The sequence below is a fragment of the Streptomyces sp. NPDC020875 genome, assembly GCF_040641415.1.
GTDB lineage: Bacteria > Actinomycetota > Actinomycetes > Streptomycetales > Streptomycetaceae > Streptomyces.
Genome location: NZ_JBFADP010000116.1, coordinates 1 through 6,898, shown reverse-complemented (window position 1 = coordinate 6,898; position 6,898 = coordinate 1). Strand labels below are relative to the sequence as shown.

Sequence of the window (6,898 nt, the reverse complement as noted above, 5' to 3'; positions counted from 1 at the left end):
CGGGTGGTTGGGGGCCCACACCCCCCCCCCCCCCCTCCCCGCCTCCGTGCTCCGGACCGTCCGGCCGGTGGCCCCGCCGCCCGGGGTCACCGGCCGGAACCCCGGCGGCGGTCAGCGCGCCGTCGCCGCCGCTGCGGCCGCCGCCTCCAGCCTGGGTACGACATCGGCCAGCGTCGGGGCCGCCAGCATCTCGTCCCGTACCTCCGCCGCGATCCGGCGGAACGACTCCTCCTCCAGCAGCCGGGTCACATCCCGGGCGATCCGCTCCGCGGTGATCTCCGGCAGATCCACATAGAGCCCGAAGCCCCGCTCGGCCTGCGCCACCGCCGACGCCCGCTCGCTCCAGATCGTCCCCGGCACCAGCAACTGCGGCACCCCGTTGACCACGGCGTTCCCGATGGTCGCCCCGCCGCCCTGGTGCACGATCGCCGAACAGCTCGCCAGTACCTCGTTCATCGGGACGAACGCCTCGGCCCGAACGTTGTCCGGCAGCCGGGTCCCCGGCGGCAACTGCTCCCGGCTGAAGGTCGCCACCACCTCCACGTCCAGGGAGCCCAGCCCCTCCAACAGCTCCGACACCGACGCCTGCTCCTCACCGTGCACCTGCCGGTTGGAGACCCCCAGCGTCAGCAGCACCCGGGGCCTGGCCGGCGGCTCGTACACCCAGCGGTCCATCGCCAGCGGCCGGTTCACCGGCACGAACCGCACCCGCAGATAGTCGACGTTCAGCGGGAACTGCACACACTCCGGGCCCGGGTCGATCGACGCCGAACCGAACCGCAGCTCCTCGTCGAACTCATGGCCCTGCTTGGCCAGCCACTCCGACATCCACTCCCGGAGCGGATCCGGCCAGTCCTCGTCCGGCCTGCGGGCCTTCAGCTTCTCGTACTCGAAATGGACCCGGGCGTTCTGGTCGGCCGCGTACAGCATCCGCATCTGCGCGGCGCCGACCACCTTCGCCACCAGCGGGGCGGTGTAGATCAGCGGATCCCAGACGATCAGATCCGGCCGCCACTCACGGGCCAGCCGCAGCGTCTCGTTGAGCATCCGGTCCGGGTTGAGATAGCGGATCATGCCCGCGGTGGTGTCGTACGCGGCCTTCACGTACTCGTCGGTCAGCCGCTCCGACCGGGTCTCCGACAACTTGAACGGATCCTCGCCGGGCTCGACACTGCCGCCCGCCTGCCGATGGCGGGCGATATCGAAGTCCCCGCCCACCCACATGCACTCCAGACCGGTCTGGAGGAACGGATCGATCTCCGACGGATTCCGCTGGCCGACATAGCGCACCTCGTGCCCGGCGGCCCGCAGCGCCCAGCCGACCGGGGCGAGGCTGTAGATATGGGTTCGCGTCGGAAACGACATCAGCATGACGCGCACGGGATTCCCCCTCGGGCGAAGCGGTGACGGGCGGTCGGCGGGAGGGATCGCGGGAGCGCCGGGAGTGCTCGACCGCGGGACCGGGGTCCCGCCCCGCCCTCGGACCGGCGCCCCGCCTCTGCGCGGGCCACCGTCCGCCCACGATATGCCGCCCCCGCGCGGTGGGCGGCCCCCCGCCCGGAGAATAGGGGGTACACATGACGAGCCGCCCCGCTCCGGAGTCCGTAGGGGCGCGGGGGACCGCGCGACAAGCCCCGCCCGGCGAGCGGTCTGCGACGAACGGACGGGTGCTCCGCGGCCGCCGCCCCGCCACGGAACAGGGGCCCCTTAAGGGCTGCGCCGACGAAGCTCCGGCGACTAGACAGAAGAGGACCCGCGGCCCCGCACGGCCGTACCGAACAGCGCCCGGAGACGGAGACCGAGATGACCGTGGCACCTCGTGCCCAGGGCTGGGTCCCGTTCCGAGACCACCGCACCTGGTACCGCCTCACCGGAGGCACCAGCGGCACAGGCGGCACAGGGACCCCGGGCGAAGCCGCCCCCGCCCTCGTCGTCGTCCACGGCGGCCCCGGCAGTACCCATGACTACCTCACCAATCTCGCCGCCCTCGCCGAACCCGGCCGGACGGTGGTCCACTACGACCAGCTCGGCAACGGCGCCTCCAGCCATCTGCCGGACGCCGGCGCCGACTTCTGGACCCTCGACCTCTTCCTCGCCGAGCTGGACAATCTGCTGACCGGCCTGGGGGTCGACGGGAACTACGTACTGTTCGGGCACTCCTGGGGCGGAGTGCTCTCGGCCGCGCACGCCGCCCGCCGCCCCGCCGGGCTGCGGGGACTGGTGATCGCCGACTCCCCGGCGTCGTACCGGCTGTGGCGGCAGGAGATGGCGGTACTGCGGGCGGCCCTGCCACCCGGTGTGGACGCCATCCTGCGGGCCCACGAGGCCGCCGGGACCACGGACTCCCGCGCCTACACCCAGGCCGTGCAGATCTTCAACGACCGCCATGTGTGCCGGATCAAGCCCTGGCCGCCCGAGTACGTGGCGTCCCTGATGGAACTCTCCAACGATCCGACGGTCTACCACACGATGAACGGCCCCAACGAGTTCCATGTGGTGGGCACCCTCAAGGACCTGTCGGTGGAGGACGTCCTGCCGGACATCGGCGTACCGACCCTGGTGATCTCCGGCCGCTACGACGAGGCCACCGAGGTCACCGTACGGCCGTTCGCCGAGCTGATTCCCGATGTGCGGTGGGAGATCTTCGAGGAGTCCAGCCATCTGCCGCATCTGGAGGAGCCGGAGCTCTGCCGTTCGGTGCTCCGGAATTTCCTGGACGAGCTGGAATCCGGCAAGGGCCGGGACCGGGCGCCCCGGTAAACCCCCGGAGAGAGCCTTCGCGACCCGAAGAGGCCCTGAAAGACCTGAAGAGACCCGGAGAGGCCCTGAGAGAACCCGGAGGGATACCCGTGCCGAAAGGCTAGGGGTTGTCTCCGTCGTACGGCGGGGGACAGGCTCGATTCGGCCCGTGGTCCTTTCCCGAATTCCCGAGAATTCCCTCCGGGCCGCACAGGGCCGGAAATCCGGACCGGAGGATGGTGGCTGGCATGTCCTTGCTCAAGGTTGTGAATTCCGCGTCCACGGACGGGGGTACGAGGTTCCGGGCGCTCGGCCCGCACCACCTCGACGAGGTCGCCGGGCGCTACGGTCTGCCGCCGGACGTGCTGGAGTCCGTCCGAGCCGTCGCCCAGGTACTGCCCTTCCGGGTGAACGAGTACGTCCTCTCCGAGCTGATCGACTGGCACCGGGTCCCCGAGGATCCGATCTACCAGCTGGTCTTCCCCCAGCGGGGCATGCTCCCCGCCCATGAGGTGGAGCTGCTCACCGAGCTGGCGCGGCGCGGCTCGCGGCGGGAGACCGCCGCCGAGGTACGCCGGATCCGGGCCGGGCTGAACCCCCATCCGTCCGGCCAGAAGCAGCTCAATGTGCCGAAGGTGTCCGACGAGGAACTCGACGGGCTCCAGCACAAGTACCGCGAGACCGTCCTCTACTTCCCGCAGCAGGGCCAGACCTGCCACGCGTACTGCACCTACTGCTTCCGCTGGGCGCAGTTCATCGGCGACGCCGACCTCCGCTTCGCGGCCCCCGGGCCCGAGCAGCTGATCGGCCATCTCGCCCGCCATCCGGCCGTCACCGACGTCCTGTTCACCGGCGGCGACCCGATGATCATGACGACGGAGCGGCTGCGCGGCCATATCGAGCCCCTGCTGGCCGTGGACACCGTCCGCACCATCAGGATCGGCACCAAGTCCGTCGCGTACTGGCCGCAGCGGTTCACCACCGACGCCGACGCCGACGATCTGCTCCGGCTCTTCGAGGAGATCACCGCCACCGGCCGGACGGTCGCCGTGATGGCGCACTACAGCCATCCCCGGGAGCTGGAGACCGCGATCGCCCGCCGGGCCCTGGCCAGGATCCGGGCCACCGGCGCCGTGATCTACTGCCAGGCGCCGCTGATCGCCCATGTGAACGACTCCGCCCGGGTCTGGGCCGACCTGTGGCGCGGCGAACTGGCGTCGGGAGCCGTGCCGTACTACATGTTCGTGGAGCGCGACACCGGCCCCCGGCACTACTTCGAGGTGCCGCTGGCCCGCGCCCACGAGATCTTCCGGACCGCCTACCAGCAGCTGCCCGGCCTGGCCAGGACCGTCCGGGGGCCGGTGATGTCCACCACCCCCGGCAAGATCGTGGTGGACGGCGTCGAGGACACCCCTCAGGGGCGTTTCTTCCAGCTCCGGCTGCTCCAGGCCCGGGACCCCCGGCTGGTGGGGCGGCCCTTCCGGGCCCACTACTCGGAGACCGCCGCCTGGATCGACCATCTCGAACTCGACGAGACCACCCCGCCCGACATCGCCGCGGCCGTCGGCGCCGCCACCCGGCAGGCCCTCACCGGCGTCCACGGCTGACCGCCCGACACCGACCGCCGACCCCGGCACCCCGAACGACCGACCACCGGAAAGGGGAATCCGCCATGCCCGGCCGTACCGCGGCGTCCACCGGCCGCTCCGCCCGCATCTCGCCCAATCTGGCCCTCGACCAGCGGATCGCGGAACGGGCCGCGGCCGGTGAGCGCATCGTCCACCTCGGCTTCGGCGAGTCCCGGCTGCCGGTCTTCCCGCCGCTCGCCGAAGCGCTGACCGCCGGTGCCGACCGCAACGCCTACGGGCCCGTCGTCGGCGACCGGGGCGTACGCGGCGCCGTCGCCGGCTACTTCGACCGCCGGGGGCTGCCCACCGACCCCGACCAGGTGATCGTCGCCCCCGGCAGCAAGGCCCTGCTGCTCGCCCTGCAACTCGTCCACCCCGGTGACGTACTGCTCGCCGACCCCTGCTGGGTCACCTACCGGCCCCAGGTCCTGATCGCGGGCAAACGCGCGATCACGGTCCCCATCCCGGCCGAGGCGGGCGGGGTGCCCGACCCGGCCCTGCTGCGCGACCGGATCCGGCTGGCCCGGCTCGACGGCGCCCGGCCCGGCATCCTCCTCCTCACCTCCCCGGACAATCCGACCGGTACCTGTGCCGAGCCGGAGCTGGTCCGCGAGCTGTGCGCGATCGCCGAGGACGAGGATCTGCTGGTGGTCTCGGACGAGATCTACCGCGATCTGCTGCACGACCCCGACCGGCCCTATCTCAGCCCGGCCGAGGTCATCCCGCACCGGACCGTCGTCGTCACCGGGCTCAGCAAGAGCCTGGCACTCGGCGGCTGGCGGATCGGCGTGGCCCGCTTCCCGGCCGACGACGCCGGACGGCGGCTGCGGGCCGAGGTCGCGTCGGTGGCGAGCGAGAGCTGGTCGACCCTGGCCGGGCCGATGCAGGCGGTGGCCGAGTACGCGTACGGCGAACCGCCCGAGCTGACCGCCCGGCTCCGGGCCGACGCCCGGCTGCACGGAATCGTCGCCGCCGCCGTCCACCGGATCCTCACCGACGCCGGTGCCGTCTGCCGCCCGCCGACCGGCGGGTTCTACGTCTACCCCGACTTCGCGCCGCTCCGGGACGAACTGGCCCGGCACGGCGTCACCGACGGCGAACTGCTCCAGCACCATCTGCTGGAGGAGCGGGGCGTCGCCGTACTCGCCGGAACCCACTTCGGCGACGACCCGAAGGCCCTGCGCTTCCGGGCCGCCACCAGCATGCTGTACGGCGCGACCCGGGCCGAGCAGCGGGCCGCCCAGGAAGCCGGCGACCCGCTGAGCCTGCCCCATGTCGCCGCCGAACTCGACCGGCTGCGACAGGGCCTGGCCGCCCTCACCGGCCACTGAACGGAGCCACCGCGATGGAGACGGAAGATCCCGAGACCAGAACCGAGACCGGCACGGCGGTCGCGGCCGAGCCCGGACCCGCCACCGGGGCCGCCGACCGAACCGGAACCGAGACCGGCGGTACCGCTGTCGTCTTTCCCGGGATGGGCCCCCAGGACTTCGCCGCCGTCGGCAAGTTCCTGATCGTCAACCCGATCGCCGCCGCCCTGGTCGAGGAGGCGTCCGACGTCCTCGGTTACGACCTGTTCCGCGGCTACCGCGACGGCGCGGCCGACTACTCCGAAGCCGCCCAGGTCGCCTTTCTGACGACCTGTACGGCGCTCGCCCGCTGGTCGGACGGGCGGGGCGACACCCCGCCCGGACACATCGCGGGCCCCAGCTTCGGCGGCAAGGCGGCGGCCGTCCACTCGGGCGCCCTGAGCTTCGCCGACGCCGTACGCCTCACCGCCGCGCTCGCCCGCCACGAGACCGACTACTTCGGCCGCGAACAGCCCGAGATCATCACCCACTCCTTCGCCCGCACCCCGGCCGACGCGCTCACCGAGATCCGCGCCGAACTGGACGCCATGGGGGAGTGGCACGAGATCTCCTGCCACATCGACACCGACTTCCATATGCTCTCCCTCCGCCGCGAACGGCTGGAATGGCTGGGCAAACGGATCCGGGCCGCCGGGGGCCTGCCCCTCTACACCATGGATCCGCCCATGCACTGCTCGGTGTTCGGGCCGCTGCGCGACCGGGTCGAGGCCGAGGTCTTCCCCGGGCTCGGCTTCACCGACCCGCACACCCCGGTCGTCGCCGACCAGGACGGCACCGTACGCACCACCGCCGACGGCGTCCGCCGGATGCTGCTGGACGGCTTCGTCCAGCCGGTGCGCTGGCCCGATGTGGTCGCCGCCCTGGCCGGACGGGGCGTCACCAACCTCCGGGTCTGCGGCCCCGACAGCCTCTTCGGGCGGGTGCCGGTGACCACCCGGGCCTTCCGGGTCACCCCGGTCGACCCGAGGACCGCCCTCCGCAGGCCCCCGCGCCCGGCCCCGGCGGACTGACCGGCCGGGCCCGGAGCCGTACATCCGACGATTCGAGAAACGACGGCGCCCGCCGTCCCGCGCCCCTCCCAGCGCCGGGTCCACCGCGGTGAGTACGCCCGTGACCCGGAGCCGGTCGCCGCCGTACGCCGCGACGGACTCGGCCACGGCC

General features: G+C 72.5%; 5 protein-coding genes. 4 read left to right on the top strand and 1 reads right to left on the bottom strand.

Annotation, left to right across the window (positions count from 1 at the left end; translation table 11 throughout):
- Positions 1–111: 111 nt before the first annotated feature.
- Positions 112–1,371, bottom strand: a complete 1,260-nt coding sequence (locus AB0G74_RS33980; RefSeq protein WP_361154493.1) for a nucleotide disphospho-sugar-binding domain-containing protein — start codon at positions 1,369–1,371, stop codon at positions 112–114.
- A gap of 432 nt (positions 1,372–1,803) precedes the next feature.
- On the opposite strand from AB0G74_RS33980, the gene AB0G74_RS33975 reads away from it, so the two are divergent.
- The 4 genes from AB0G74_RS33975 (at position 1,804) to AB0G74_RS33960 (ending at position 6,747) form a co-directional block, all read left to right on the top strand.
- On the top strand, positions 1,804–2,760 hold the full coding sequence (locus tag AB0G74_RS33975) for a proline iminopeptidase-family hydrolase (protein WP_361154490.1): 957 nt from the start codon (positions 1,804–1,806) through the stop codon (positions 2,758–2,760).
- A 227-nt stretch (positions 2,761–2,987) separates the two neighbouring features.
- A complete protein-coding gene (locus AB0G74_RS33970; protein ID WP_361154487.1) occupies positions 2,988–4,346 on the top strand; it encodes a lysine 2,3-aminomutase in 1,359 nt (452 codons plus the stop codon).
- Between the two features lie 65 nt (positions 4,347–4,411).
- A complete protein-coding gene (locus AB0G74_RS33965) occupies positions 4,412–5,698 on the top strand; it encodes an aminotransferase class I/II-fold pyridoxal phosphate-dependent enzyme (protein ID WP_361154485.1) in 1,287 nt (428 codons plus the stop codon).
- Positions 5,699–5,841: 143 nt separating this feature from the next.
- Positions 5,842–6,747, top strand: a complete 906-nt coding sequence (locus AB0G74_RS33960) for an ACP S-malonyltransferase (protein WP_361154495.1) — start codon at positions 5,842–5,844, stop codon at positions 6,745–6,747.
- Positions 6,748–6,898: the final 151 nt, after the last annotated feature.

Excerpts from the sequence above, each read along its gene's own strand:
- AB0G74_RS33980 (WP_361154493.1), bottom strand. The coding sequence starts at position 1,371 with ATGCTGATGTCGTTTCCGACGCGAACCCATATCTACAGCCTCGCCCCG.
- AB0G74_RS33975 (WP_361154490.1), top strand. The coding sequence starts at position 1,804 with ATGACCGTGGCACCTCGTGCCCAGGGCTGGGTCCCGTTCCGAGACCAC.
- AB0G74_RS33970 (WP_361154487.1), top strand. The coding sequence starts at position 2,988 with ATGTCCTTGCTCAAGGTTGTGAATTCCGCGTCCACGGACGGGGGTACG.
- AB0G74_RS33965 (WP_361154485.1), top strand. The coding sequence starts at position 4,412 with ATGCCCGGCCGTACCGCGGCGTCCACCGGCCGCTCCGCCCGCATCTCG.
- AB0G74_RS33960 (WP_361154495.1), top strand. The coding sequence starts at position 5,842 with ATGGGCCCCCAGGACTTCGCCGCCGTCGGCAAGTTCCTGATCGTCAAC.